Raw genomic sequence first — 23,349 nt, 5'->3', positions numbered from 1 at the left:
TCTACTCATTAAGATTATTTATATAAAGGGGCATTTAAAATGAGAGAAGTATTTATGAAAACAAAACGGATTGCTTTCTCAAAATGGGATGATTCCGATTTGAATTTGGCGACTCTGTTATGGGGAGATAAAGAAGTTACAAGATTTATTTGTGCTACCGGTATATTTTCAAACCAAGATATCCTTCACCGCTTGGAAACAGAAATTAATAATGATAAACTGTTTCAGATACAATACTGGCCTATTTTCGAGCTTTCAACAGATGAACTGATTGGTTGCTGCGGTATTCGGCCTTTCGATTCTGAGCCACGTTGCTATGAAATTGGATTTCATCTGCGCAAGAAATTCTGGGGAATGGGATATGCTTCCGAAGCAGCGAGAGCCGTCATTGACTACAGTTTTGATACTTTAAAAGCAGTTAAGTTGTATGCGGGACACCATCCACAAAATGAAGGATCGAAAATGCTTTTGTCAAAGTTGGGGTTTCAATATATTGGAGATAATTATTATGAACCAACTGAATTGTATCACCCGTCATATGAGCTATGGAACGATAGATTATGAGCATAATGCGAATCCAATAAATCAAATGAAAACTACTAGCTATTGAGATTGGAGGAATAAATATGAAAAAGCATTGGAACGTTGGTATACTTCTTTTTAATGAAGTTGAAGTTCTGGATTTTGCCGGTCCATTTGAAGTTTTTTCAATTGCTTCATATGCAAATTATCAACAGAAGCCTTTTACAGTAAAGACCGTTGCCCAAACAACAGATTTAATCAGCGCGCGAAATGGTCTGAAAGTTCAGCCCGATTTTGATTTTAATAATAGCCCTCATTTTGATATTTTAATTGTACCCGGTGGGTATGGAGCAGAGGAAATAGAAATTCATAATGAAATCCTTATAAAATGGATTAAGACCAGAGCGGGGGAATGTGATATTCTCGCATCAGTGTGTACAGGATCATTTTTATTGGCTGAGGCTGGATTATTAGATGGGAAAAGAGCAACCACACACTGGATGGATATAGATAGACTAGAAAGTGAGTACAAAGAAATAAAGGTTCAGCGAGGAGTTAAATATGTTGATGAAAATAATATAATCACATCTGGCGGTATTTCAGCTGGAATCGATATGTCTTTTTATCTTCTTCATAGACTTGTTGGAAAAGAAATTGCGATTACGACAGCTAAAAGAATGGAATATGATTTAGACCTCTATAATATTTAATGTAATGATTTTCTTATTATGACCATAATGCGAAGTCTATTAAATTGAATATGTAAAAATTATAATAACTATCAGTTTATGATGTTAGTTTTTTATTGTGGCAAATCTATAAAACTGAGATTCTATCTACTAGAATATATAAAAACTTAATATTGATAGTTATTAGGGTTTACTATATTATATAATAGAGTAGATAAAAATTGATATACATACTGTAAGGGAAAATGTTTAATATTATTTTATTCTAGTTAACACCATCTACTCGCTTTATTTGCGATATATAAAAGCTGGTGGATTATAATGTTACTTGTGGTCAATAGAGCAATATTGAAAAGATTATTGGAGGTACCCATTGGAAAATATTTCAGTTAAACTATTATCTTTAGATGATGCAAATAAATTATTTGATTTCGAGGTAGAAAATCGTCTTTACTTTGAAGCTATTGGTTTATCCCGTAGTGAAGCTTATTACAATTACGTATCGTTTGAAGAGATTGTAAAAGATTTAGTTAAAGAACAAGAATTGGGTGTTCATTTTATGTATTTAATAACGAATGAACGGGCTGAAGTTGTTGGCAGAATAAATCTTACGGATGTTATAAAAGGGCCTTTAAATAAAGCTGAGTTAGGATATCGTATTGGTGAAAAACATCAAGGAAAAGGATATGCAACTGCAGCTGCAAAAATAATTATTAGTAATGCCAAAAAGGTACACAATTTGCATAGAATTGAGGCAGGAACTTCTCCTCAAAATATAGGTTCTCAGATAGTTTTGATTAAAAATGGTTTTCAATTTGTGGGTAAGTTTACTCAGTATATTATGACTGCAGAAGGTTGGACTGATAGCTTACTATTTGAAAAAATTATAGATTAAGGTATTAATTATGTAGTAATTAAAGTTTATTTTTATTCACTTATTATATGGTAATACGGCATTGGTAAAAAGAATATGTAAATGCGCCAGTCTTTGGGCTGGCGCATTTTTTGCAGGTTGGCGATACCCGATTTGGAGCTATTCTTTATTGAACCACAAATTAGTAGCTTCTTTTGCTTCTTTCGTTAAAATATTTGAATAAACCTCTTCATGCAGCCATGCCAACGTTTTTTGCTCCAGGTATTTTTTCATTTCGTTTTCCGCTTCATTCATTACGACTTTGATCAGGCAAGGACATTTGGTGTATGAATCCGGGAGATTATTTTTATCTACAAGTATACTGTTCTGTCTGATTTCTGCACATTGAAAGAATGACTCATTTCCTTCTACAGCCTCAACCACATCCCAGAAAGAAATCTCTTTTGGATCCCGGGCCAAGGCATAGCCGCCTTTTACGCCTGGTACCGATTTGATTAGGCCGTTTTTGCTTAATCTCGCATAGACCTTTGATAAATAACTTTCGGATATTCCCTGAAAGGTCGCCAAATCTCTGATACCTACCGATTTATCTTTATCCACATTTATCATATAAAGCAAACAATGCAATGCATATTCAACTCCGACTGAAAATTTCATTCTTTCATTCTCCTTACAAGTATTAGTAATATCATAATGGAAGAGTCCCGTGAATTCAAGGTTTATATTTTTTAATTAAAAGAGTTGACATTTTCCTGTAATAGAATTATTATAATTAAAGATAATATATATCGACGATAATATGAGTCTATAAAAGGAGGATATAACAGATGTTTCCAGAAAAATTATTAGAGGTAGTAAAACATGAAGGTGTAGTTTCAATTGTAAGCTGCGCAAATAACGAAGCTCACGTGGCGAATACATGGAATTCTTATTTAGAATTGGTAGATTCCAATAAGGTTTTAATACCGGCTGCTGCAATGATTAAAACAGAAGAGAACACTAAGCTGAATTCTAAGGTTACACTTACTCTTGGAAGTAAAGAAGTAATGGGATATCGTCACATGGGAACTGGATTTGTCTTAGAGGGAACAGCCAGATTCTTAAAAGAAGGGGAGAACTATGATTTGATGTACAAAAAGTTCCCATTCTTAACAAGGGTACTGGAAGTTACCGTTGAGTCCTGTAAGCAAACCATATAATTGGGGAGTATTTCATGTCCAGAAGAATTGATGGTGAGCAATGTATCGGCTGCGGACAATGCCAGAGAGTTTGTCTTGTTGACTGTATTTACCAGGAGACAGGAAGAAAAAGAAAAGTTAATGAAACTGAATGTGTGGATTGTGGTGCCTGCCAGATGATATGCCCGAAAAAATGCATAGTCTCTATATGATGGATTCTATGATTGATTCTTTTGAGTCATCAAGCGCAGTTAAAAATATGTAAAGTTAATGATAATAAGCGGAAGCGGCCATAATAAGCAAAGAGTCAATGTAATATCATTAAACATTTGATATAGTACATTGACGTAATAAATAAGTAAGCTTATAATGAAATTGGTAACATTAACAAAGACTGGCATATTACTACATGCAGAATGTGAGGTAACTATGAAGATAACCATGTACGGAGCAGAGATTTGTCCTGATTGCGTGAAAGCCAAGAAGAGTTTAACTGCGCTTAATCATATTGATTTAGAATATAAGAATATCATAGGCGACACGGCTACTTTGAAAGAATTTTTAGCTTACCGCGATCATGATGCCATTTTTCAGGAAATCAAGGATTCTGGAAGGATTGGAATTCCATTTTTTATACTGGATAATGGAGAAAAGACATTTGATATTGGTGAGTATATAGATTTGCCTGATGAAACGGAAGACACAGAAGTTCCTGCTTTTTCCTGCTCCATTGACAAAAAAGGACAGTGTTAGTACTGTATAACTAAGCGCTTGGCTTCGGCCCGGCGCTTTTTTAATATAATTATCGCTCTTTGGTGGAACGAAGAATTAATGATGAATCTATCATAGTATCATATATTTAAAATATAATATTGATAGTTGCTATATTTGTTGATAAAATGGTCCTAAGACAACCATTTAATAACAAATGCCCACAAAATGACGATTGTATTCCAGATATCTTTGGAACAACCTCTCTTCAACTTGTTCAATAAGTCCGAAATTTCCTTGATTATATAAAATATCATCTCAGTACCTCACTCAATGAAGGCTATAAACAAAAATTTAATATAGAAGAGGAGTCAAACTATGTCAGATTGGACTCAAATCCGACCAATTGTTAAGGCGTTGCTGGAAAATGAAAGGAATTCCAGCAGTGGAAAGTATAATGGGGAACGATGCTTTATTACTGCGTACCAGCTTGCCGTATTAGTCGCTAAGGAAAATCCGAATCTAAAGGGGAATTTGTCGATAGGCGGCAAGGGCGTTGGTCCGGATAGCTTTTCCAGACAGATAGCCTGGCATTTATCACAGGAAATAGACGGAGAGTATTTTGAGGGAAAACTTGAAATAGGGTTTTTCAGCCAGAGCGGACTTGACGAGTTTTCCTTTGATGGGGGGCATAAGCCATCATTAAATGAGTTCTCCATGTTTCGGTTACGAGAGACTTAAATACCATAGTGAAAGGAACGGAATATGTTTCGATATGTACATACTAATTTAATAGCAAAAGACACGGACAAACTGATTGCATTTTATAAAGAAGTTCTCCATTGCCGGAGCATTGACGAGAAAAGAGACTTAAAAGGGGATTGGGTGGACCGGCTCACTAATTTGAAGGATTCCCATATCAAGGGAGAACATCTGCTGTTACCTGGTTATGGGGATGACCACCCTACCCTTGAGATATTTTCTTATGATACACTCAAGGAGTCTGTGGCTCCAGAAATCAATCGTCCCGGGTTTGGCCATCTTGCATTTGAAGTGGATGATGTGGAAATGACCTTGTCCGAAATTATCCGCGCAGGGGGAGGAACTCTGGGAGAGGTAATTACAGCAGATTATCCTGACGGTGTGGAAGCAGTTCTTGTTTATGCAAGAGATCCGGAAGGCAATATTATTGAACTGCAGAGCTGGAGAAAGAAAAGAGACCAGTAGAAAAAGAGAGTCAGGAGATGAATCAATGGAAAAATACGAACTTGGTTTAAAGAAGAAATCATTCTCTCTTTTTTATCGTGGCGGAGAAATTTGGTGTGAGCATCTGGATGCGCTCTATGGCGAAAAGGAGCTGTTAAAGCAAAAGTTTCATCAGGATTTATTGGTAATCGGAAGGCCATCTACCAGCTCTTTTATTGTTGTTATATTAGATGAGTCAGAGGTTGACAACGAACTATTAGATATGATTGTTGGGAGCCTGGCTGATTTAGAGAAGCCACTCCGTAAAGTGGTATTTGTGGGATTAACATCAAAAATGAAGAGCTATGTGAAAAAAAGACAGACTGATACCAGATTTGCCATGACCTGCATGGATGACTTGGAAAAGGCGAAAGAATGGCTGATTGAGAGAAAATGAATTTGACAATGGCAGACTCATTGGACTTGCAGCCACTTTGTTTATGCTGGAAAGCAACAGTCCGGCTATGAATCTCTATCTTTCTTGTGGGTACAGGCTGTATTACAAATTGACGGAAATGTTGTTATAATGATTCTTAAACAAATGTTAGAGAAAAGGTCTAGGGAATAATTGCATTTTTGGAGGGAGAAAATGGACATAAAATACCGGATGCCTGCTTTGGAGGATATAGAAAAGGTCAGCGCGCAGATTGCAGTTAGTTATGTTTCCGCTTACAGGGGGCTTATGGATGAAAACTATCTATCTTCATTAAAAACGGATCACTGGGTGCCGATTTTGCAGGAGAGTGTGAAGGCGGGTGACACCTGTCTTATTGCAGAATCCGCTGGATTAATTATTGGAAGTACTGTGTTTGGCACTGCTTATGATGGAAATGATCGCTTTGCACAATGGCATGCGTTTTACTTGCTGCCCCAATACATTGGTCTTGGCATTGGCCACTGGTTTTTTGAAAAGATTGAAAGAGAGATGATCATGATGGGGTGTAAATATTGTATTCTGGAAGTTTTATCATCCAATAGCCGGGCAATCAAATTTTATCTTTCTCATGGCTTTCATAAATTAGAAACTTTTGATATTGAGGAAAATGGGATGATATTAACTTGTGATAAAATGAGAAAGAATTTATAAAGGAGCTGACGATGACATACGAAATAAAGGAAAATACTCTGACGGAAAAAGATTTTAACAGACTAAGGGTATCAGCTGGCTGGGGAAAACTGTCTGAGAAACAGGGAGAAGAGGCATTGAAAAACTCTCTGCTTACAATTGCAGTGATGGATGAAGGCCAGGTGATTGGTATGGGACGACTTGTAGGCGATGGAGTATGTATCTGTTATGTCCAGGATCTTGTCATTCTTCCCTCATATCAGGGAAAAGGCATTGGAAAAGCCATTATGGAACGATTGATTGCTTATGCAAAAGAGCACGGAATTCCAGAAACACATCTGACCCTGGGACTCTTTGCAGCCAAAGGAAAAGAGGCGTTCTATCAAAAACTGGGATTTTCCACCCGGCCGAATGAGAAACGGGGGCCTGGAATGGAATTATCCCTGGAGCTTTAGAAGATATAGTTTAATAATATAATAAAATCTGTGTGAATAAAGAAACTACGATTTTAGGGGGGGCGTACATATGGATTTGAAATTTGAAAAAGAAGCTCTTTTTTGGATTAACGAGCCAAAGAACTACACAATTAAGGAGACTGAAATTGTAATTGATACGGAGCCAGGAACTGATTTCTGGCAAAGAACGTATTATGGTTTTCAAAATGATAATGCACCTGGTTTATTGATAAAAACCAATGAGCAGTATTTTTCATTTTTAGTGAGAACTGAATTTGACAGTCAGTATCGGTTTGACCAATGTGGTGTCATTGTATATCAAAACAGCGAGAACTGGATTAAGGCTTCCATTGAATATGAAAATGAAACATTTCAGCGATTGGGAAGCGTTGTTACAAATCTGGGATATTCCGATTGGGCAACCACAGATATTCCTGCATCTCAGAAGTATATGTATTACCGGCTGAGCAGGAGAAAACAGGATTTTTGCATTGAGAATTCCTACGATGGAGTGAATTATAAGCAGATGCGCATCGCCCATCTGTTTGAAGGTGATAATGAGATCCAGCTTGGTATCTACGCATGCAGTCCGGAGCATTCCACCTTTAAAGCCGTCTTTACTGAAATTGCTTTTACAGAATGTCAATGGAAAGAGCATAAATAATCAGACATTTTAATCATTCCTAGGTGCTAGTCGACTGATCTATGGCATATTTTATATTAGAGCATAAAATATAGAGAGAGAAGGAGGACAAGTAAATGGACAAGGAATATTGGAAGAAATGGATCAGGGCTGCGGGAATCCGGGCGATTAAGACAATGGCTCAGACAGCCGTAGCCGCTATTGGAACAACCGCGTTGATGTCAGGTGTTGACTGGGCTCTGGTGGGCTCCACAGCCGCCCTTGCCGGTATTATGTCCCTGCTCACATCCATTGCGGGACTACCGGAGTTAAAAGTATAGTATTTAAAAGAACAGCCCTCTGGACCTGGAAAGATTTCAGGTTCAAGGGGCTGTTTTCCTACAGGGGCTAAATCACCATGACCCATTTGCAGGCTTCCATATAAAAAATCAGTTTAAATCTGCATAAGATGCCCCCGATTACGGCTTCGCAATCGTATTCCTTTGACGGGATGCCGGAATAATTTTTATCTTCGGTACACTTGATATTTAAAGAAGAGACTGTCTGTATCATTCCGTCCTCACCTTCGAATTTAAAGCTTAAGGGGATAGGGCTGCAGGTAGAAGTAAACCATGCTTTGCAGGCGATGTGATACAGCTTTCCCCGAACTGCACCGCTGTCAATATTTTTTACATTGGTTCCGATCCCGAATTTACCCATATATCTGACCTCTTACATAATGATTTCATTGTTATAATTCACGGTTCTTTTCTCCCGGCTGATTCCTCCGCTCATGTGGTCAATAGACCTGGTTTGTACGAAACTGGCTCTTTTGATGCTGTCTGAGCCGAAACGTTTTCTGATCTCGTCAATGGCTTTGTCCAGCCGTTCCAGCTTTTCATAATCCGTTGTATCAAATATGTTTAGCTGACGGTTGGATTCGCTGGTTACCCGGCTGGTGTGAATGCCTAAGTGGCGTATGGGGACCTTATCCCACATTTCATCAAAGATCTGGCAGGAAGCTTCAAAAATTTCCTTTGTTATATTGGTGGGAGCAGAAAGGGTCTTCTGGTGTCCCAGATATTCGAAGTTGTAATTCTTAATTCCTACGGATACAACGCCGATTTTTACCCCATCCTCCCTCAGCCTTGCGGATAAGGTTTCTGCCAGAGATAAAAGGACTAATTTGGCCGTATTGGAATCGGTGACATCAAAGGAAATGGTAGTGCTGTTTCCGTATCCCTTGTTAGGAGGAGGGACTGGTTCCACGGCGGAAAAGTCGATTCCATTGGCAAAGGACCAGATAACTTCTCCGTGCTTACCGAAATGATTTTTAAGGATGGCAGGGTCTGTCTGAGCCAGCTCTCCAATGGTCTTGATTCCCAGATTGTGAAGCTTTGAAAAGGTAGCCCTGCCAACGAAAAACAGTTCTGACACGGATAAGGGCCACATCTTAGTCTGGATTTCATGCTTCCATAGTGTATGCACCCGATAAGGCTTTTTAAAATCCGATGCCATCTTAGCCAGAATTTTGTTATTGGAAACTCCGATATTTACGGTAAATCCCAATTCCCTGTAAATCCGTTCCTTCATATCCTCAGCAGCTTCCTCCGGTGTTCCAAACAAGGAATCCGTGCCAGTCATATCAACAAAGGCCTCATCAATGGAGTACTGTTCCACCATGGGAGAGTACTGCTTCAAAAGAAGGAGAAAGGCTTCTGAAGATTTTTGATACAGGTTATAATTAGGAGGAACCATAGTGAGGTCAGGACATTTTCTAAGCGCTTCCCAAACCGCCTCCCCGGTTTTAATATTGTATTTTTTTGCTGGTATGCTTTTTGCCAGAATGATGCCGTGTCTCTTTTCTGTATCTCCGCAGACAGCGGATGGTATTTCCCGCAAATCCAGCTTTCCGCCAAGATGATGAAGCCGGTACACGGCCTCCCAGCTTAAAAATGCCGAATTTACATCAATGTGAAAGATTACGTTATCCATATGACCACCTCTGTTTTTATTATATTCGAATATATGTTCGAATAATAGAGGAAAATTATAGAAAAAAAGTTTCTGTCAGAGATTGACAAATGTCTCGTTGTAAGTGATACTAATATTGATCGTAAGATGATCAATATTTTTCAATTAAGGAGGCATGTTTTTATGAAGTTATTCAGATGTACAGTATGCGGTTATGTTTATGAAGGAGAAACTGCTCCGGAGAAATGTCCTAAATGTATGGTAGGTGCAGACAAGTTTGAACTGATCAACGAGGAAGATGCAGAAAAGATTTACCGCTCTGACCGTACCAATGCCATCCATATGGAAGTCATTACATTGGCAGAAAAAATTATTGCTTTGAGCAAAGAGGGAATCGAGGATAATCTTGATCCTAAATGCGTATCTGCATTTACTCAGGCAAAGGATGAAGCATGGGTAATCAAGCAGAGATGTAAAACAGAGCTTGCCGGACATATGAAGTTAGGAAAGTATTAATTACAGCAAAGAGACGTCTTAGGGCGTCTCTTTTTGTATATGGGAAAGATATGAGCGGTACATAAAAGAAGTCTTGTCGGACAGGATATATATGACGCGCTTAAGGAAGAAAAGGAACATGACATACAGTTGTCCTGATTGATATTGTATAATGGGTTTTACAAAGGAATAAGACAAATACAAGGAGGTAGAAATGATGAAACTAAAGCTGGAAGGATTTGGAATCTTCGTAAAAGATATGGGAACTATGATTCGATTTTACAGGGATGTGCTGGGATTTGAGATAAAAGAAGAGGAAGATACCAGTAATGTATATCTTGAAAAGGATGGTACCTTGTTTTTATTGTATGGCAGAAAAGATTTTGAAGCCATGACTGGTAAAACCTTTGATTATGCAGATAGGATCAATGGTCATTATGAGATCGCTCTTGGGGTAGAAAATTATGCAGAAGTTGATCTGGCATTTTCGGAGGTAACGAAAAAGGGAGCAATTCCGGTAATGGAGCCTGCAACAGAGCCTTGGGGGCAGCGCACCTGCTACATTGCTGATCCTGAGGGAAATGTCATTGAAATAGGATCCTTTCAACCATGACGAAGAAAACGGGTAAAAGCTCTTGACGGGAGAAAATCCCGTGCTATAATTACTTGTATACACAAGTAAACAGGAGGCGAATGATGGTTGAAAAAGACAGCGGATTTCCTTATTATATCCAGATATATCAGAAGCTTCGGGAAAGGATCCTTATAAAGGAGTACCTTCCAGGTGAGTCCATTCCTTCAGAAAATGAACTGGTGAAGGAATTTGGAGTGACCAGGGCAACGGTAAGGAATGCCGTAAAAAAACTTCAGAGCGAGGGCCTCATTGCAACAGAAAAAGGAAAAGGCTCCTATGTAAATCACCCAAAGATTGAACAGAGCCTGTTTAAGTTTTACAGCTTTGGAAGAGATCATGAAGAACTAAATAAAGATTCCGTGCTGTTAGGAATTAAGGAGAGCCAGGATGTTGAGGCGCAGAGGGCACTTGCACTTTCGGGTGACCAGCACATAAAGCAGATCACCCGTATCCGTAAGATGGATGGAGTGCCTGTCATTATTGAAAACTCTTATCTGCCAGCAGATCTTGTCCCCGACATTGAGTCCTATGATGTGGAACGTCTTTCGATTTACGATTTGCTGGAACATACTTATGGGCATGGGATACAAAGAGCAAAGGAATATCTTGAGACCTGTATCACCGATCCAGCTATCTCAGAACTGTTAGAGGTGCCGGAAGGGCTGTCAGCGTTTTTAATTAAGCGGATTACTTATGACAGGAAGGGCAGGCCCATTGAGTTTCGTGTATCTGTCATTAGAAGCGATAAATTTACATTTTCAGTGGACTTACAATTAAGATAAAAGGTGGCTATATCATGATTTCTATAACAGCAATAATATTGCTCATATCAGTATTTGCAGGCTTTATAGGTTCTCTTTTGGGGCTGGGAGGAGGTATCATCATCACTCCGGCCCTTACGCTTTTACTTGGCATTGATATTAAGTATGCCATTGGGGCCAGCATCGTATCCGTAATCGCAACTTCCAGCGGTTCCGCCATTGCTTACTTAAAGGATAAGATTACCAATGTACGTGCGGGGATGTTTCTGGAGATTGCAACTACCATAGGAGCGTTGACCGGAGCATTTCTTGCAGGGGTAGTCAGTACCAGGTACTTATACTTAATCTTTGGATTCCTTTTGCTGTATTCGGCAGGGAATATGTTCAAAAAGAGAAATCAGGAGCTTCCACAGGAATTTCCTATCAATCCGTTGGCGGATAAGCTGAAATTAAATGGAAGCTATTGGGACCGGGCCCTTTCCCGGCAGGTGGATTACCATGTGACCGGAGTTTACGGTGGTTTTGGCATGATGTATGCTGCCGGTGTGATATCGGGGCTTTTGGGGATTGGAAGCGGAATCTTCAAGGTGATGGCAATGGATTCCTTTATGAAGCTTCCCATGAAGGTATCCACAGCAACCAGTAATTTTATGATAGGAGTAACAGCAGCCGCCAGTGCCGGGATATATTTGACCAGAGGAAATATTGATCCTAAGATCGCGGCACCGGTTGCTCTTGGAGTTCTTTTGGGTGCAGCAGTGGGAACAAAGCTTATGCAGAGGCTGAAAAGCAGGACCCTGCGGCTGGTCTTTATTCCGGTTTTGCTGTATGTATCCATTGAAATGATCATGAAAGGCATAAGACTATGAGTAAGAATGCAGTGGATAAGAATGGGATTGAAGATACGGAAATCATAATTAGTAAGACATTAAGAGCTGGAGTGGCCTTAAGCGGGGCAATCACTTGTCTTGGCCTGGTGCTGTTTCTGTTGACAGGAAACAGTGGATATCCGGGGGAAAGTTTTCCTACCTCAGTATTTGAAATTCTCCGGGGACTGGGGACTTTAAAACCCTATGCCGTCATGTTAAGCGGATTATTTCTTCTGATTCTCACTCCCGTTTTAAGGGTGGGAGTATCGATTGTGACATTTCTAAAAGAAAAGGATTATATGTATGCCGCAATTACTGCAACCGTATTTATCATACTTATTATCAGCTTTCTCATGGGGAAAAAATGAGGATGGAAAATAATTGATTTTTTTTATCAAGAGGTGTACGCTGGATACAGAAAATGAAAGGAGATAATTACAATGAGTGAACCAGTGATTGCACAGAAATTTCCTTATTCTGTAGATGTAGAAGAAGGCAAAACATATTATTGGTGTTCCTGTGGAAGAAGTGGAAGTCAGCCGTTCTGCGATGGATCTCATCAGGGGACTGATTTTAGCCCGCTTCCATTTACCGCTGAAAAGACAGAGACTGTCCATCTATGCGGATGTAAGATGACCAAGAATCCACCATTTTGTGATGGAGCCCACCATTCTCTATAAGAAAAAACAATAAGTAATACATAAGCCGGAGCCACTGTGAGTGAGCTCCGGCCTGTTTTTTATATAATAAGTGGACATCATGTTTTTATTGATTGGAATACATCCCTTCCATTCCGTGAATCTGAGTTACCAGCATATGGTTGCATGGAGTATTAATGCTATATTCATCTCCAAGCTTTGCCACGACTCCATTAATCCGGTCAATTTCTGTGATCCGTTTATTCTGGCGGTCCTGATACATGCTTGCATATCCTTCGGCATCATTTTCGCATACGCTCTGGACGATCTTAAGGGCATCCCTGCGGTCAAAATAGGTGCCGTCTGCCTCTGCCACCATCACGCATTCGTAAACGATTTTTTTACACAAATCCCAAAGATATGGATTGGTATAAATTTCTCCGATCCGGCACTGCATCAATGTGCTCAGTGCATTGATTCCGCAATTGACCATAAGCTTTTGCCATAACACTTTTTGGATGTCTTCCATAATATTTACGTTTAAGCCGCTTTCCTCCAAGGCAGCGGCGGCTTTTTTTACATCTCTCAGGGAAGATTCACAAGGATAGTCAGGGCCGATATTTGTGGGGCCGCACCCGGAATGGTAGAACTTACCAAGTCCCATGGAAACGCTGTTATGGCTGCTGGTTCCTACGATAATCCGTTCCTTTGGAACGAACTGTGCAATATCCCGGTTATTGCCTGCTCCGTTTTGCAGTGTCATAACAATGGTGTGGGGTCCTAAGAGCCCCGTATTTTCTTTCATGGCATCGTATGTATGGATTCCCTTTACAAAGACAATTAAAAGGTCCTGAAATCCAATATCTGTGCCACTTAAGACTGCCTTCACGGAAAAGCTGGTCTCAGACTGGTCTTTTCCGATCTTTGTAATTCCGTCAGAATTTATCTTATCAACCTGCGGTTTATAACTGTCTAATAATGTAACATCATGAATAGGGGCAAGGTAGCTGGCATAAAGGCTTCCCATGGCGCCGGCCCCAAGAATTGCAATTTTCATTTAGTCCCTCCGGCTCTTGATTAAAATACTAACCAATAGTATCATGAATAATTAATGATATATAATACTAAATTATCAATGGTATCATGAATAATTTTCATGTATAATATGACCATAACAGCTAAGATAAAGAGGAAGAAAAAATGGATGTTAATAAGTATATATTATTCGTGCGCGCGGTTGAAACAGGTAATTTATCAAAGGCAGCCGCTCAGTTAAGCTACTCACAGACAGCGGCCAGCCACATGATCTCTTCTATGGAAGAGGAACTGGGGATCAAGCTTTTATACAGAGGGAGAAGCGGAGTGTCCCTTACGGAGGAGGGGGAACGAATCTATCCTCTGGCAAAGGAGCTTGCAGAGAAGGAGGAAGCTATAAGGATTATGGCAGGCGAGGAGAAAATCCATCATGGCAGAATCCGGATAGGAGTCATCACAAGTGTGGCAGTAAAATGGATGCCCCAGATTATTATGGAATTCAGAAAACAGTATCCTTATGTAGAACTGTATATGAACGACGCGCTTAATTATGAAATCATGAAGGACTGGTTCTCCAAGGATGTCATAGACTGCGCCATTACAGCAGAATCAAACGGAAAGGAGAATGAGATTCCATTGGTTGAGGACCCTTATTATGTAATTATGTCTCCGGACCATCCTTTGAGACAGTACGAGACCATTACGCCTCAATTATTAAAGGGTGAGACCTTCGTGGTTCCCAGTGAGGGAACCAGCTATCTGGTTGGAAAGATATTAAGACAGGCAAAGGGAAAGCTGATGGAGCATAATGGGTTTTTAAGTGATCAGGCGGCCATTGCAATGGTATCCGGTGGATGCGGCATAAGCATTTTGCCAAAGCTGGTTCTTGATTCCTATGGCACGGAAGGCTATATCAGAAAAATTCTTGATCCTAAAGTTCACCGCATCATATATTTTTGTATTTCATCCAGAAAAATACTTCACCCCACCATTCGAAGCTTTTCCGCCTTTGCCAGGGAATGGATAGGGAATCACGCAGAAAATGTGATAAAAAGCTGATAGAACGGAAAATAAAGTCCTAAAAACCTATTGACATAATTTGCCAGGAACCGTTAAAATAACTGTATTTCACACAGGGATTTTAACAGACGGTATAGGAGGAAATAATATGGAGCTGATCGCATGTACGTTTGATGATATACCATTTCTGGCAAAGTTGAACAAAGAGTTATATGAGGATGAGAACAATGATACCATACCTGCAATGGAGGTTTTGGAAGAACGGTTAAAGCTTTCTATGGAGCAGGGATCAAAAGCGTTCTTTTTCATGTTGGATGGTGAAGTTTCCGGATATGCTCTGGTAAAGACACAGACAACGCCCTATTATCTTTCTCATTTCTTTATCTGTAAGAACATGAGAAGAAATCATCTTGGTACGGCTGCATTTCAAAAGCTTTTAGAGGAACTAAATACAGAAAACATGGATCTTGATGTTTTCTGCTGGAATCAGAGAGGACAGGGCTTCTGGAAGAGTCTTGGGTTTGAAGAGAGATGTATCATTATGAGGAAAAGCAAATAAAATAAAAGGTTGGAAAAATCAGGGTTTCATGATGAATAATTTATTCTGGTACTAAGCATGATAGTGGAAGACAGCCTTATCATTTTCAGGTAAGGATGTTTGAGATTCTCAGAGAGGAGTCAAGGATATGAGCGATAAAAAATCTATGGTAAATGAGTTTAAGGATTTTATTTTACGCGGCAACGTGGTGGATCTGGCTGTGGGTGTTATTATTGGTGCTGCTTTCCAGTCCATAGTAACCTCTCTGGTTAAGGATATTATTTCGCCGTTAATTGGTGTAATTACTGGAGGAGTGGACTTTACCAATAAGTTCCTGCTTCTTTATACTCCCGCAAATGGAGCCGATGTTTCAACACTGGAGGCAGCAGGCGCTCAGGGACCTGTCATTGCATATGGTGCTTTTATAACCTCTGTCATTAATTTCCTGATTATGGCAGTTGTAATTTTCTTTATGGTTAAGTCCATCAATTCATTAAGAGGAAAAGCTCAGCAGGCGGTGACGCTTAAAATGAAGGGGAAGTCCGGAGGAAGTCCCTCCCAGTCAACCACATCTGACTCTGCTTCTGACCCGTCATCAGAGGAAAAGCTATGTTCTTACTGTTATAAAAAGATTCATAGCAATGCGATCCGGTGCCCATACTGTACCAGTCAGCTGGAAGAATCAAGTGAAAGCTCCGGTCAGAGTTAAAATGAGACACAAAAAAAGATGACTTCCATTGTGAAAATCATCTTTTTTTATTGACTTAAATGAATGGTTACGATTACATATCATCTGAAAGACGGGACAGAAGCCTAAATACATCAATGGTACCATATCCCCAGATGTTGTTGGGATAGCTGTAGGCAGGATTCCGGCTTGCAGTTCTGATGAGCATAAGGCTGGCCTGCTCTCCTGTAACATAAGTAAAGTTTCCTTTTCCCTCGGTCCATTCAAAAATTATAGCCAGGGAGCCGGCAGCATAGGCAGCAGCAGCGCCGGTACCGGTAAGGGTTCCGTAGGTGCCTCCTGGCAGTGCACAGGAAATCTGGTAACCTGGGGCAGCCACATCGGGCTTGACCAAGCCGCTTCTGGTATATCCTCTGCTGGATTCATTAAGAATATTTCCGCTTAACTGATTATAAGCTGTTACCGTAAGAGGATGCCAGGCATTTGCTGGAGCGGTTATGGTGGTATCAGGATTGGGGAAAAGAAAAAACGTATCATTAGAAATTAAATCTCCGGAAGGCAGCCAGGAATGAAGGGAAAAGGGTTCATTATCGGTGCTTTGGACGTGTATGTACCAGATTCCGGGGAGGGGGTCCACAAAGCGGATCAATATAAGCTGATCTCCGGTTCCTCTTTCAAATGCCATATTGTTGATCCAGACCACACTGGTGCTGGATTTAAATGTAAATTTCTCACAGGTATAAAAAGAAGGATGAATCAGGGAAATGGTTTCTCTGTCAGGCGAAGAGACTTCAATGGCAAGGCGTCCGGGAAGATTTGGCCAGATTTCCATAGAAAACATCCGATCCTGAGCTCCTACATTTAATTGAAAATCCTTTGTGTAGGGAGGATACATGCTGGTACCAAAAAAATGCCTGTTGCTGTTTCCCTCATTGCCTGCGGATACAGCAACACTGATATCAGGGATACGGACTATGCTTTCCATGTAAAGGCTTAAAATCCCCCGTCCATCGTGACTTCCCTGATTGCTTCCGAGAGCAATGCAGATGACAAGAGGGCGCTTTAGCCTTTGAGCCACGGAAATCAGATATCTGACACCCAATACAATATCAGATTCCTGGTAGCATAGCTTATCCTCAGGTACGGAAAATATCATTTTAAGATTCTGTTTGGCTTCCTTTAGTTTAACAACAATTAGTTCTGAATTTGGAACGATTCCTGAAAAAGAACGGTCCTCTGTAGGGGAACCGGCTACAATACTTGCAATGGCAGTTCCGTGCCCGTTCTCATCGGTCGTGGGGACCAAAATCTTAGGATCTGCAGAGAGAATGGCATTATTAAGTAAGACCTTTGTATATTCTGTTCCAAAAGTAAAACCGGCCGGAACTACCCCATCCTGACGAGTCTGATCCCAGATGGATATGATTCTGGTCGTCTTATCTTTGTTTCGAAAGGCAGGATGCAGGTAATCGATACCAGTATCGACAATTCCAACCAAAATGCCCTGACCAAGCAATGTAAAGTGCTGAGTTTGCTGAGTGTTGCAGATGGCATCGGGGGCAGAATCAATGACGGAAGTAGGTGTAAAAAGGGCGGAAAACAGAGAGTATGGATATTCCCCCAGATCACAGGGCTGCTTGTCACCTTTGCTGACATGAAGCAGAGAAAACTCATCATTCAGCCATGTGATATTATCACCACTTCTAAAGTCTGGAATCAAAGTATTACTAATAGCTAAATCATAGTAATTGTTATCCAATATTTTACTCATAGCTTCAGCCCCCTACATCTTTCTTCTAAGCATATGATATATTTTATGCTGCGTGTATTCTGATATGATTAATGTTTTCCAGGCTGTCACCATATACTTGCATTCATAATAGATACTGTCCTGCATAAAATATATCATATGTGCCATAGTGGCAGACAGGAGGCCTGATGATGCAAAAAATAGTGGATGAAAACTATTATGATCTGATTATCAGTAATGTAATGATTCCATACTATGACACCGGGGACAATATTACAAACATGAATTTGAGGCATTCTCTGGCACATATTCCTATTGATTCCCAGAATCCCTGTAATTTAGGTATCTACCCATACAATGCATTTCCTTCTGTACTTACCTTAAGCTCAACCATCAGTCTGGAAAAATCCGGAATTGGAACGGTCCAGAGAAATCCTTATCTCGCTCTATTTGGAAGAGGAATTCTAGTTGCAGTCATTGACACAGGGATTGATTATCGGCATCAGACATTTTTATATAATGACGGAACCACCCGCATCATTTCCTTGTGGGATCAGACCATTCAGGAGGGACCGCCTCCAGAGGGCTTTACCTATGGTACGGAATATTCCAGAGAACATATTAATGTAGCTCTCAGGTCAGAAGACCCCTTATCCATTGTTCCTTCTGTTGATAGCAATGGACATGGAACCGCAATTGCCAGTGTAATAGCGGGAAAGCCAAATCAGGATCAATCCTTTAGCGGTGTTGTGCCAGAAGCAGAGCTGCTGATAGTGAAGTTAAAGCCTGCAAAGAATAATTTGAAAAGAATCTTTTTTGTACCGGAAGAGGCCGAATGCTATCAGGAATCAGATTTGATTATTGGTATTAATTATGTGATTTCCGTTGCGATCCGACTGAATCGGCCAGTGGCAATATGCATTGCAATGGGAACAAATCAGTCAAGCCATGATGGTAGAGGTGCTACCAGCTACTATACAAACTTCCTGGCACAGCAGCCGCAGACGGGGATCACCATAACAACTGGAAATGAAGCCAACAAGCGCAGACATTATTTTAAGAATACAACCGCGGAACCTTTTAACGATACATTTGAATTAAGTGTAACAGAAAGCGATAAGCTGTTTGCCATTGAGCTATGGCCCTTTGCTCCTGCAAGGCTTTCTGTTCAGATAACCGCGCCCAATCAGGAAACTACCGGAGTGGTGCTTCCGGCTCTGGGAGAGTGCAGAGAATTTATTTTACCTAACAGCCAAAGCGGTGTATGGATCAATAACTATATTTTTGAGGAAGAGACAGGAGATCAGCTCATACTAATGCGTTTTCAAAACCCCATTCAGGGGATCTGGAATATTCGTGTGGAAAATCTGGATAGCGAAGCTTTTTCCTTTCACGCATGGCTCCCGTCCGGCGATTTGATCTCAGAAGGGACCTTTTTTGTCAATGCGAACCCGGACACTACGATCACCTCTCCAGGAAATGCGACATACCCTCTGACAGTAACTGCTTACAATCAATTCAATGACAGCATCCTGCCGGAATCGGGAAGAGGATATACAAGAACAGGATATGTAAAACCAGACATAGCAGCACCAGGATTTCAGCTTGCATGCGCAGTCCCTGGAAATGGTTACGGTACTATAACTGGAAGTGGCTGTGCAGCGGCTCTGGCAGCCGGGATCGTTGCCATGGTCTTTGAATGGGCAGTGCCCAGAGGAAATTATACCAATATCACAGGAATTGATGTAAACCGGCTTATTATCCGTGGGGCCCAGCGAAACAGTGCATATACCTATCCCAATAATATCTGGGGTTATGGACAGATTGAGGTAAACCTCTTGTTTGAGGCGCTCACAAATATTTGAAAATGTAAATTAAGGACATACCATAAAAGTTTCATAGAAAAGTTTATATTTGTTTGAATAATATTTCAGAAATGGACGATAATAAAAATATACCAAAGATGAGTGAATACTTATCCTCCCCTTTTTAATGAGAGAAGTCTAAAAACCTAGTGTTTATGGGCTTCTCTCGTTTTTTATTTCCCTATTTCTATTTAAAGGTGCTGCCCGAATAAAAAATAACTTACTTTAACAATGTCGCTTCTTGATTTTTAATTACATGTTTGATATATTTAAATTGTACTTATAATAGAACATACATAAATTATATTAAGGAGGCAGTAAACAATGGCAAGAGGAGTTCGCAAGACACCAACAGAAAAGCTCAATGAGGAACTCGTTAAAACGAAAGAAGAAATACAGAGCCATAAAAATGCTATTAAAACACTTGAAGTAAAATGTAAGGAATTAGAAGAAAAATTAAAACTACATGAATTAAATGAATTGTCAAATGTACTTGAAGAGAATCATATTTCAATTTCTGATTTAAAGGTGCTGATTGCAAATAAAGATAAATAATAAATAGATATAAGCTATGATAAGCTGGAAGCATATTTTATGTTTCTGGCTTATTTTATATTGTGAACATATCAGAACATATGTTTGCTTTTTGCGATAGGATGTGATATAATTAATATCATCAGTAGGAAGAGGCGTGATATCAAATGCATGAAATTACCAAGAAACAGCGACTCGCCTATGATTGTATTAAGGAATCGATTAAAACCACGCTATGATTGTGGTTTTAATTTTAACTGCATAAAGAACGTACGTTCTAACAGAAAGGAGACTAAGCATATGATGATTACTAGAAATAATTTAAATGAAGTTTTATTTGAAAATCATGATGCAAGGTTACTGATTGAATATGTTGTTACCCATACACAAGCAACTTTGTATTATTACCATGGTATAGAGTTAACAGTAGAGAATGCCCTAAAATTATATAATCGAGCCATAAGAGCAGAAAATCTAGTATGTAGTATGCCGTTGAATCCTTATGATAATTTAATAAAAGAGGTTTTATACTCATGATATTTATAGAAATTAAATTGCTCTTTCATTTCGTAAAAGATAGGGAATATAAGAGTCGCCCTCTCATATTCCTTAAAGAATATTGGTTCATTTGTAACTTAATAGGCTATATACAATCTTGCATATCACTTCCTGCTTATGTTATAATATCAAAAAGGACGGTGATAAAGAATGCCTGAAATATCATTATTCTATGGTATACGCATAACCATGTACTACAACGACCATATGCCACCACATTTTCATGCAGAATACAATGAGAATAAAGCATTGGTTGACATTATTAATATACAAGTTATAAAAGGTTCATTTCCTAATAAACAATTAAGATTAATCCTTGCGTGGTGTACAATTCATCAAGATGAATTAATGCAAAACTGGGAACTTACTAAAGACCAAAAACCGCTAAATAGAATCAATCCATTAATATAGGAGGTGGGAATATGCAAGATTATTTTCCGGTAGTTGTACAAGTAATACCACTAGACAATTATCATGTACAAGTATTTTTTGATAATGGGAAGATAGTTGAATACGATGCAACAAGTATTCTACAAGGTGATGTTTTTAAACCTCTGCAAGATATCCAAACGTTCAAAGACACATGTACTGTATTAAATGATACTCTTGCATGGGATTTATCAGGGGATAGGAACCCATGTGAATGCATAGACCTTGACCCGTTCACGCTTTATGAACTGGAATCTATTAATCACTTAATCGCATAAAGGTTATAAAAACAAAGAGTGTAAATCCTATCGAGTTATGAACTGCCTCCAATTGTTAGATCCTAGGTCTAACTTTTTGGGGGTGGTTTATTTTCCAGAGCTTTTTATAGTGCCTATAAGGTGAATATAGGGAAAGGTCAGCAAATGTATGCAAGTACAGCCAATTGAAAATGAAAATAGATGGATTGGAGAAAATATTTAACAGGTGCTAAAATAATTGATAGCATATTTCGTAATGCTAATATGAATAAAAGGCACAATTATGGAAAAGATATAAGAAGTATGTTGCTCAGCTGTTGCCCCATCATAAAAAACCCTAGTGTTTACGGGCTTCTCAGAGTTTTTAAGAGGAATATACTTATCCTCCCCTTTTTAATACCCCATTTGCAGCAAAGGCGTTGCAGGCGGGGTATTTTTTATCTCCTCATACCTGGCCTTGCAAAACATACATTGGACAGCTTGCAAAATCGACAAAGATGTTATATACTGTTTGATGGAGAGTTACCAGAAATAAGAGATAAAGAGATAAAAGGATGGTTTAGTCATGACTATTTTAGAAAATTGGAGAAATCTGGCTTATGGTGAAGGGCTGGATGATAAAGGCAAAGAAGAATTATGGACCGAGTATTTCGTGATTGAAAAAGGAATCTATGAGCATATACTTTCAAAACCAGAGGAAGTGATTGAAGAGAGCGTTGAGGATCTTGCAAAAAGATACGGAACCAATGTTCAGACAATCACCGGATTTTTAGATGGAATCAACGACAGCTTAAAAGGCTATGAAAATCCAATTGAGACCATGGATGAAAAGACTGTAGTCAAGATCGAGATTGATCCTGAAAAGCTTTATTACAATATGGTAGAGGCAAAGGCAGAATGGCTGTATAATCTTCCTCAGTGGGAAACCTTACTGACAGAAGATAAGAAAAAAGAACTCTATAAGAAGCAGAAAGCTTCCGGAACCATTGTTAAGGGAGCAAAAATCGGAAGAAACGATCCATGTCCTTGCGGAAGCGGCAAGAAGTATAAAAAGTGCTGCGGAGCTAACCAGTAATAACGGCCGTTTAAACGAAAGCAGAAAATAAGAGACAGTTAGGCAGGTACCTCAAAAGGGGCTACCTGCTTTGTTTTTAAAGGAATCACTTGGGAAAGGAACCATTATATGGAAGCTTACGAAGGGTTTGCAGAGGTTTATGATCTGTTTATGGATAACATTCCCTACAAAGACTGGTGTGAATACGTTGCCGGCATGTTAAAAGATTATGGAATCAATGACGGACTCGTTCTGGATTTAGGCTGTGGAACCGGAAGCTTAACCGAGCTTTTAGCAGAGCGGGGCTATGATATGATTGGCGTAGACAGCTCTGAGGACATGCTTCAGATTGCCATGGATAAAAGGGCAGAGTCTGGAAACGATATTCTATATCTTATGCAGGATATGAGGGAATTCGAGCTTTACGGTACGGTTCGGGCAGTGATAAGTATTTGCGACTGCATGAATTATATCCTGGAGCAGGAGGAATTGACCCAGGTATTCAAGCTGGTGAATAATTATCTTGATCCTGGCGGGATCTTTGTGTTTGATTTGAATACGGTATATAAATATGAAACTCTTATGGGAGACTCCACGATTGCAGAGGACCGGGAGGAATGCAGCTTTATCTGGGATAATTTCTATGATAAAGAAACCGGAATCAACGAATATGGGCTGTCTCTGTTTATCCGGCAGGAGGACGATTTATACCGGAAGCATACAGAATATCATTACCAGAGAGCTTATACCATGGATGAGATCAAACAGGCAATTAAAGATTCCGGTATGGAATTTTTGGAAGCTTACGATGCCTTCACCAGAATGCCGGTAAAGGAAAACAGTGAACGGATTTATATCGTAGCAAGGGAACATGGAAAGGAGATATAA

At 39.6% G+C, this 23,349-nt stretch carries 34 protein-coding genes and 1 pseudogene; 30 read left to right on the top strand and 5 right to left on the bottom strand.

All coding sequences use genetic code 11. The features are described from left to right. Window positions 1–39: 39 nt before the first annotated feature. From T546_RS0105565 to T546_RS0105555, 3 genes are all read left to right on the top strand, one after another. A complete protein-coding gene (locus T546_RS0105565; RefSeq protein WP_026890774.1) occupies window positions 40–564 on the top strand; it encodes a GNAT family N-acetyltransferase in 525 nt (174 codons plus the stop codon). Between the two features lie 62 nt (window positions 565–626). After that, window positions 627–1,232, top strand: coding sequence for a DJ-1/PfpI family protein (locus T546_RS0105560; RefSeq protein ID WP_026890773.1), 606 nt, complete (start codon window positions 627–629; stop codon window positions 1,230–1,232). 352 nt (window positions 1,233–1,584) lie between these two features. Continuing rightward, window positions 1,585–2,106, top strand: a complete 522-nt coding sequence (locus T546_RS0105555) for a GNAT family N-acetyltransferase (RefSeq protein WP_026890772.1) — start codon at window positions 1,585–1,587, stop codon at window positions 2,104–2,106. Window positions 2,107–2,244: 138 nt separating this feature from the next. Here the strand turns inward: T546_RS0105555 and T546_RS0105550 are convergent, their stop codons facing one another. Continuing rightward, window positions 2,245–2,742 (bottom strand): Rrf2 family transcriptional regulator, encoded by a 498-nt coding sequence (locus tag T546_RS0105550; RefSeq protein WP_026890771.1) that lies wholly within the window; start codon window positions 2,740–2,742, stop codon window positions 2,245–2,247. 170 nt (window positions 2,743–2,912) lie between these two features. Between T546_RS0105550 and T546_RS0105545 the strand changes: the two genes are divergently transcribed. The 10 genes from T546_RS0105545 (at window position 2,913) to T546_RS0105500 (ending at window position 7,703) form a co-directional block, all read left to right on the top strand. Continuing rightward, a complete protein-coding gene (locus tag T546_RS0105545; RefSeq protein ID WP_026890770.1) occupies window positions 2,913–3,284 on the top strand; it encodes a pyridoxamine 5'-phosphate oxidase family protein in 372 nt (123 codons plus the stop codon). A gap of 14 nt (window positions 3,285–3,298) precedes the next feature. Continuing rightward, window positions 3,299–3,475, top strand: a complete 177-nt coding sequence (locus tag T546_RS24970; RefSeq protein ID WP_084326180.1) for an indolepyruvate ferredoxin oxidoreductase subunit alpha — start codon at window positions 3,299–3,301, stop codon at window positions 3,473–3,475. Window positions 3,476–3,692: 217 nt separating this feature from the next. Beyond that, window positions 3,693–4,016: a glutaredoxin gene (locus tag T546_RS0105535; RefSeq protein ID WP_026890769.1), complete on the top strand. Its 324-nt coding sequence runs from the start codon at window positions 3,693–3,695 to the stop codon at window positions 4,014–4,016. 336 nt (window positions 4,017–4,352) lie between these two features. Continuing rightward, window positions 4,353–4,715 carry a hypothetical protein gene (locus tag T546_RS0105530; RefSeq protein ID WP_026890768.1) on the top strand — a complete coding sequence of 121 codons (363 nt, stop codon included), beginning with the start codon at window positions 4,353–4,355 and terminating at the stop codon, window positions 4,713–4,715. 24 nt (window positions 4,716–4,739) lie between these two features. Then, window positions 4,740–5,201: a VOC family protein gene (locus T546_RS0105525; RefSeq protein WP_026890767.1), complete on the top strand. Its 462-nt coding sequence runs from the start codon at window positions 4,740–4,742 to the stop codon at window positions 5,199–5,201. A 25-nt stretch (window positions 5,202–5,226) separates the two neighbouring features. Further along, a complete protein-coding gene (locus T546_RS22880; RefSeq protein ID WP_051629622.1) occupies window positions 5,227–5,616 on the top strand; it encodes a hypothetical protein in 390 nt (129 codons plus the stop codon). A 192-nt stretch (window positions 5,617–5,808) separates the two neighbouring features. Further along, the gene (locus T546_RS0105515; protein ID WP_026890766.1) at window positions 5,809–6,306 is read left to right on the top strand and encodes a GNAT family N-acetyltransferase; all 498 of its coding nucleotides are present in this window, start codon (window positions 5,809–5,811) and stop codon (window positions 6,304–6,306) included. 11 nt (window positions 6,307–6,317) lie between these two features. After that, entirely contained in the window at window positions 6,318–6,740 is a 423-nt protein-coding gene (locus tag T546_RS0105510) for a GNAT family N-acetyltransferase (protein ID WP_026890765.1), read from the top strand. Window positions 6,741–6,810: 70 nt separating this feature from the next. Then, window positions 6,811–7,404: a DUF1349 domain-containing protein gene (locus T546_RS0105505; RefSeq protein WP_026890764.1), complete on the top strand. Its 594-nt coding sequence runs from the start codon at window positions 6,811–6,813 to the stop codon at window positions 7,402–7,404. 95 nt (window positions 7,405–7,499) lie between these two features. Beyond that, the gene (locus T546_RS0105500; RefSeq protein ID WP_026890763.1) at window positions 7,500–7,703 is read left to right on the top strand and encodes a holin; all 204 of its coding nucleotides are present in this window, start codon (window positions 7,500–7,502) and stop codon (window positions 7,701–7,703) included. Between the two features lie 67 nt (window positions 7,704–7,770). Here the strand turns inward: T546_RS0105500 and T546_RS0105495 are convergent, their stop codons facing one another. Both T546_RS0105495 and T546_RS0105490 read right to left on the bottom strand, forming a co-directional pair. Beyond that, on the bottom strand, window positions 7,771–8,082 hold the full coding sequence (locus tag T546_RS0105495) for a hypothetical protein (protein ID WP_026890762.1): 312 nt from the start codon (window positions 8,080–8,082) through the stop codon (window positions 7,771–7,773). A gap of 12 nt (window positions 8,083–8,094) precedes the next feature. Beyond that, window positions 8,095–9,357 (bottom strand): Y-family DNA polymerase, encoded by a 1,263-nt coding sequence (locus T546_RS0105490; protein WP_026890761.1) that lies wholly within the window; start codon window positions 9,355–9,357, stop codon window positions 8,095–8,097. 162 nt (window positions 9,358–9,519) lie between these two features. Between T546_RS0105490 and T546_RS26310 the strand changes: the two are divergent. The 6 genes and pseudogenes from T546_RS26310 to T546_RS0105460 form a co-directional block, all read left to right on the top strand. Next, a pseudogene (locus T546_RS26310) lies at window positions 9,520–9,618 on the top strand (rubredoxin-like domain-containing protein); the annotation flags it as partial. A 427-nt stretch (window positions 9,619–10,045) separates the two neighbouring features. Further along, window positions 10,046–10,444, top strand: a complete 399-nt coding sequence (locus T546_RS0105480; RefSeq protein WP_026890759.1) for a VOC family protein — start codon at window positions 10,046–10,048, stop codon at window positions 10,442–10,444. Window positions 10,445–10,524: 80 nt separating this feature from the next. Next, entirely contained in the window at window positions 10,525–11,247 is a 723-nt protein-coding gene (locus T546_RS0105475; protein WP_084326178.1) for a GntR family transcriptional regulator, read from the top strand. Window positions 11,248–11,261: 14 nt separating this feature from the next. Next, window positions 11,262–12,095: a sulfite exporter TauE/SafE family protein gene (locus tag T546_RS0105470; RefSeq protein WP_026890757.1), complete on the top strand. Its 834-nt coding sequence runs from the start codon at window positions 11,262–11,264 to the stop codon at window positions 12,093–12,095. Then, window positions 12,092–12,463, top strand: a complete 372-nt coding sequence (locus T546_RS0105465) for a DUF1634 domain-containing protein (protein WP_034597992.1) — start codon at window positions 12,092–12,094, stop codon at window positions 12,461–12,463. Before T546_RS0105470 ends, T546_RS0105465 begins: the two co-directional genes overlap by 4 nt. Window positions 12,464–12,535: 72 nt before the next feature. After that, window positions 12,536–12,775 (top strand): CDGSH iron-sulfur domain-containing protein, encoded by a 240-nt coding sequence (locus T546_RS0105460; RefSeq protein ID WP_026890755.1) that lies wholly within the window; start codon window positions 12,536–12,538, stop codon window positions 12,773–12,775. An 85-nt stretch (window positions 12,776–12,860) separates the two neighbouring features. Here the strand turns inward: T546_RS0105460 and T546_RS0105455 are convergent, their stop codons facing one another. Then, window positions 12,861–13,790 (bottom strand): ketopantoate reductase family protein, encoded by a 930-nt coding sequence (locus T546_RS0105455; protein ID WP_026890754.1) that lies wholly within the window; start codon window positions 13,788–13,790, stop codon window positions 12,861–12,863. Between the two features lie 143 nt (window positions 13,791–13,933). Here T546_RS0105455 and T546_RS22875 point away from each other — a divergent pair, with 143 nt between their 5' ends. From T546_RS22875 to mscL, 3 genes are all read left to right on the top strand, one after another. Then, the gene (locus T546_RS22875) at window positions 13,934–14,827 is read left to right on the top strand and encodes a LysR family transcriptional regulator (protein ID WP_051629621.1); all 894 of its coding nucleotides are present in this window, start codon (window positions 13,934–13,936) and stop codon (window positions 14,825–14,827) included. A 109-nt stretch (window positions 14,828–14,936) separates the two neighbouring features. Further along, entirely contained in the window at window positions 14,937–15,347 is a 411-nt protein-coding gene (locus tag T546_RS0105445) for a GNAT family N-acetyltransferase (protein WP_026890753.1), read from the top strand. 127 nt (window positions 15,348–15,474) lie between these two features. Further along, window positions 15,475–16,035 carry a large conductance mechanosensitive channel protein MscL gene (gene mscL / locus T546_RS0105440; protein WP_026890752.1) on the top strand — a complete coding sequence of 187 codons (561 nt, stop codon included), beginning with the start codon at window positions 15,475–15,477 and terminating at the stop codon, window positions 16,033–16,035. 73 nt (window positions 16,036–16,108) lie between these two features. On the opposite strand, the gene T546_RS0105435 is transcribed toward mscL, so the two are convergent. Next, window positions 16,109–17,785, bottom strand: a complete 1,677-nt coding sequence (locus tag T546_RS0105435; RefSeq protein WP_026890751.1) for a S8 family peptidase — start codon at window positions 17,783–17,785, stop codon at window positions 16,109–16,111. A 170-nt stretch (window positions 17,786–17,955) separates the two neighbouring features. On the opposite strand from T546_RS0105435, the gene T546_RS0105430 reads away from it, so the two are divergent. From T546_RS0105430 to T546_RS0105395, 8 genes are all read left to right on the top strand, one after another. Next, a complete protein-coding gene (locus tag T546_RS0105430) occupies window positions 17,956–19,629 on the top strand; it encodes a S8 family peptidase (protein ID WP_026890750.1) in 1,674 nt (557 codons plus the stop codon). A 324-nt stretch (window positions 19,630–19,953) separates the two neighbouring features. Further along, entirely contained in the window at window positions 19,954–20,184 is a 231-nt protein-coding gene (locus T546_RS0105425; RefSeq protein ID WP_026890749.1) for a hypothetical protein, read from the top strand. A gap of 279 nt (window positions 20,185–20,463) precedes the next feature. Further along, window positions 20,464–20,700 (top strand): hypothetical protein, encoded by a 237-nt coding sequence (locus T546_RS0105420; RefSeq protein ID WP_026890748.1) that lies wholly within the window; start codon window positions 20,464–20,466, stop codon window positions 20,698–20,700. Between the two features lie 171 nt (window positions 20,701–20,871). Beyond that, the gene (locus tag T546_RS0105410; RefSeq protein ID WP_026890746.1) at window positions 20,872–21,132 is read left to right on the top strand and encodes a DUF4160 domain-containing protein; all 261 of its coding nucleotides are present in this window, start codon (window positions 20,872–20,874) and stop codon (window positions 21,130–21,132) included. A gap of 11 nt (window positions 21,133–21,143) precedes the next feature. After that, window positions 21,144–21,428 (top strand): DUF2442 domain-containing protein, encoded by a 285-nt coding sequence (locus T546_RS0105405; protein ID WP_026890745.1) that lies wholly within the window; start codon window positions 21,144–21,146, stop codon window positions 21,426–21,428. 180 nt (window positions 21,429–21,608) lie between these two features. After that, complete coding sequence (locus tag T546_RS25520; RefSeq protein ID WP_166429798.1) at window positions 21,609–22,013, top strand: hypothetical protein; 405 nt, start codon at window positions 21,609–21,611, stop codon at window positions 22,011–22,013. Next, on the top strand, window positions 21,973–22,482 hold the full coding sequence (locus T546_RS0105400; RefSeq protein WP_026890744.1) for an SEC-C metal-binding domain-containing protein: 510 nt from the start codon (window positions 21,973–21,975) through the stop codon (window positions 22,480–22,482). Before T546_RS25520 ends, T546_RS0105400 begins: the two co-directional genes overlap by 41 nt. Window positions 22,483–22,590: 108 nt before the next feature. Then, a complete protein-coding gene (locus T546_RS0105395) occupies window positions 22,591–23,349 on the top strand; it encodes a class I SAM-dependent DNA methyltransferase (RefSeq protein WP_026890743.1) in 759 nt (252 codons plus the stop codon).

Origin of the sequence: [Clostridium] aerotolerans DSM 5434 (assembly GCF_000687555.1) — a bacterium.
GTDB classification, from domain to species: Bacteria; Bacillota; Clostridia; order Lachnospirales; family Lachnospiraceae; genus Lacrimispora; species Lacrimispora aerotolerans.
Note: the sequence above shows the minus strand (reverse complement) of the source record. Positions and strands in the feature narration are given on the sequence as shown.

Coding starts and splice junctions, on each gene's coding strand:
- T546_RS0105565 (WP_026890774.1), top strand. CDS start 40: ATGAGAGAAGTATTTATGAAAACAAAACGGATTGCTTTCTCAAAATGG.
- T546_RS0105480 (WP_026890759.1), top strand. CDS start 10,046: ATGATGAAACTAAAGCTGGAAGGATTTGGAATCTTCGTAAAAGATATG.
- T546_RS0105470 (WP_026890757.1), top strand. CDS start 11,262: ATGATTTCTATAACAGCAATAATATTGCTCATATCAGTATTTGCAGGC.
- T546_RS0105475 (WP_084326178.1), top strand. CDS start 10,525: ATGATGGTTGAAAAAGACAGCGGATTTCCTTATTATATCCAGATATAT.
- T546_RS0105530 (WP_026890768.1), top strand. CDS start 4,353: ATGTCAGATTGGACTCAAATCCGACCAATTGTTAAGGCGTTGCTGGAA.
- T546_RS0105490 (WP_026890761.1), bottom strand. CDS start 9,357: ATGGATAACGTAATCTTTCACATTGATGTAAATTCGGCATTTTTAAGC.
- T546_RS24970 (WP_084326180.1), top strand. CDS start 3,299: ATGTCCAGAAGAATTGATGGTGAGCAATGTATCGGCTGCGGACAATGC.
- T546_RS0105515 (WP_026890766.1), top strand. CDS start 5,809: ATGGACATAAAATACCGGATGCCTGCTTTGGAGGATATAGAAAAGGTC.
- T546_RS0105500 (WP_026890763.1), top strand. CDS start 7,500: ATGGACAAGGAATATTGGAAGAAATGGATCAGGGCTGCGGGAATCCGG.
- T546_RS22880 (WP_051629622.1), top strand. CDS start 5,227: ATGGAAAAATACGAACTTGGTTTAAAGAAGAAATCATTCTCTCTTTTT.
- T546_RS0105395 (WP_026890743.1), top strand. CDS start 22,591: ATGGAAGCTTACGAAGGGTTTGCAGAGGTTTATGATCTGTTTATGGAT.
- T546_RS0105505 (WP_026890764.1), top strand. CDS start 6,811: ATGGATTTGAAATTTGAAAAAGAAGCTCTTTTTTGGATTAACGAGCCA.
- T546_RS0105410 (WP_026890746.1), top strand. CDS start 20,872: ATGCCTGAAATATCATTATTCTATGGTATACGCATAACCATGTACTAC.
- T546_RS22875 (WP_051629621.1), top strand. CDS start 13,934: ATGGATGTTAATAAGTATATATTATTCGTGCGCGCGGTTGAAACAGGT.
- T546_RS25520 (WP_166429798.1), top strand. CDS start 21,609: ATGGATTGGAGAAAATATTTAACAGGTGCTAAAATAATTGATAGCATA.
- T546_RS0105545 (WP_026890770.1), top strand. CDS start 2,913: ATGTTTCCAGAAAAATTATTAGAGGTAGTAAAACATGAAGGTGTAGTT.
- T546_RS0105435 (WP_026890751.1), bottom strand. CDS start 17,785: ATGAGTAAAATATTGGATAACAATTACTATGATTTAGCTATTAGTAAT.
- T546_RS0105420 (WP_026890748.1), top strand. CDS start 20,464: ATGATGATTACTAGAAATAATTTAAATGAAGTTTTATTTGAAAATCAT.
- T546_RS0105495 (WP_026890762.1), bottom strand. CDS start 8,082: ATGGGTAAATTCGGGATCGGAACCAATGTAAAAAATATTGACAGCGGT.
- T546_RS0105510 (WP_026890765.1), top strand. CDS start 6,318: ATGACATACGAAATAAAGGAAAATACTCTGACGGAAAAAGATTTTAAC.
- T546_RS0105430 (WP_026890750.1), top strand. CDS start 17,956: ATGCAAAAAATAGTGGATGAAAACTATTATGATCTGATTATCAGTAAT.
- T546_RS0105445 (WP_026890753.1), top strand. CDS start 14,937: ATGGAGCTGATCGCATGTACGTTTGATGATATACCATTTCTGGCAAAG.
- T546_RS0105455 (WP_026890754.1), bottom strand. CDS start 13,790: ATGAAAATTGCAATTCTTGGGGCCGGCGCCATGGGAAGCCTTTATGCC.
- T546_RS0105460 (WP_026890755.1), top strand. CDS start 12,536: ATGAGTGAACCAGTGATTGCACAGAAATTTCCTTATTCTGTAGATGTA.
- T546_RS0105535 (WP_026890769.1), top strand. CDS start 3,693: ATGAAGATAACCATGTACGGAGCAGAGATTTGTCCTGATTGCGTGAAA.
- T546_RS0105560 (WP_026890773.1), top strand. CDS start 627: ATGAAAAAGCATTGGAACGTTGGTATACTTCTTTTTAATGAAGTTGAA.
- T546_RS0105465 (WP_034597992.1), top strand. CDS start 12,092: ATGAGTAAGAATGCAGTGGATAAGAATGGGATTGAAGATACGGAAATC.
- T546_RS0105525 (WP_026890767.1), top strand. CDS start 4,740: ATGTTTCGATATGTACATACTAATTTAATAGCAAAAGACACGGACAAA.
- T546_RS0105425 (WP_026890749.1), top strand. CDS start 19,954: ATGGCAAGAGGAGTTCGCAAGACACCAACAGAAAAGCTCAATGAGGAA.
- T546_RS0105550 (WP_026890771.1), bottom strand. CDS start 2,742: ATGAAATTTTCAGTCGGAGTTGAATATGCATTGCATTGTTTGCTTTAT.
- T546_RS0105400 (WP_026890744.1), top strand. CDS start 21,973: ATGACTATTTTAGAAAATTGGAGAAATCTGGCTTATGGTGAAGGGCTG.
- mscL (WP_026890752.1), top strand. CDS start 15,475: ATGAGCGATAAAAAATCTATGGTAAATGAGTTTAAGGATTTTATTTTA.
- T546_RS0105405 (WP_026890745.1), top strand. CDS start 21,144: ATGCAAGATTATTTTCCGGTAGTTGTACAAGTAATACCACTAGACAAT.